We start from the raw sequence: 1,313 nt of genomic DNA, 5'->3' as shown, positions 1-1,313 counted from the left end.
ATCCGCAGATGAAAGTCATCAAACTGGAGCAAAACTACCGCTCCACCGCGCGGATTCTCAAAATCGCCAACAAAGTGATTGAAAACAATCCCAAGCTGTTCACCAAAAAACTTTGGTCGCAGTTCGGCGAAGGAGAAATCGTCAAAGTCGTTGCCTGCCAAAACGAACAACACGAAGCCGACTGGGTCGTCAGCCAAATCGTCAAGCAGAAGCTGGTCGGCGGCGATAAAACCCAATACGCCGATTTCGCCGTATTATACCGCGGCAACCATCAGGCGCGGATTTTTGAAGAGGCCTTACGTAGCGCGCGCGTCCCTTATCAACTCTCCGGCGGGCAAAGCTTTTTTGACAAAGCCGAAATCAAAGACGTTTTGTCCTATTTGCGCCTGCTTGCCAACCCCAACGACGATCCTGCCTTCCTGCGCGCTGTAACCACGCCCAAACGCGGCATCGGCGATGTAACGCTGGGCAAGCTCAACACCTACGCGCACGAACACGAATGCAGCCTGTATGAAGCCGCGCAAACAGAAGAAGCGCTTGTCCTGTTGAACCATACCAACCGCCAACACCTGCAAGCCTTTATGGATATGATTGAAAGCTACCGTGCCAAAGCCGAAACCAGCGAAGCGGGCAAACTCATCAACAGCCTGCTCAAAGAAATCGACTACGAAAACCACTTGCTAGCCAATGAGGAAGGCAAAGCAGGCGAGATCAAATGGCGTAACGTTACCGACCTGACCGGCTGGCTGGAACGCAAAGGTGAGCAAGATGGTAAAAACATCATCGAGCTTGCCCAAACCATCGCCCTGATGACGCTTTTGGAGGGTAAAAGCGAAGAAGAAGTCGATGCTGTCAAACTCTCCACCCTGCACGCTTCCAAAGGTTTAGAATACCCCTACGTTTTCCTTGTCGGTTGCGAAGAAGGCATCTTGCCGCATAATGACAGTATAGAAGAAGACAACGTCGAAGAAGAGCGCCGTCTGATGTACGTCGGCATTACCCGCGCCAAACGCCAACTTACACTGACCCACTGCCTCAAACGCAAAAAACAAGGCACATGGCAATTCCCCGAGCCGAGCCGTTTCATAGACGAAATGCCGCAGGAAGACATCAAAATCCTTGGCCGCAAAGGCGGCGAGCCGATTGTGAGCAAGGAAGAAGGAAAAAGCAATCTGGCAGGATTGCTGGATATGTTGGGAAATAAAAGAAAAGGATAAAGCAGGGCCGTCTGAAAACAGGATTTCAGACGGCCTTATTGTCAGCAAAATGTCAAAGTCAACAATCAAATAATTTTTACTTTATATCGTTACGCC

General features: G+C 50.3%; 1 protein-coding gene. It reads left to right on the top strand.

All coding sequences use genetic code 11. The features are described from left to right. On the top strand, window positions 1-1,217 hold a 1,217-nt coding region (locus ACTHUT_RS20775), incomplete at its 5' end, for an ATP-dependent helicase (RefSeq protein ID WP_440419702.1). Window positions 1,218-1,313: the final 96 nt, after the last annotated feature.

The sequence above is a fragment of the Neisseria sp. P0022.S010 genome (assembly GCF_051956635.1).
The sequence above is the reverse complement of the archived record's forward strand: the minus strand, read 5'-3'. Positions and strand labels throughout refer to the sequence as shown.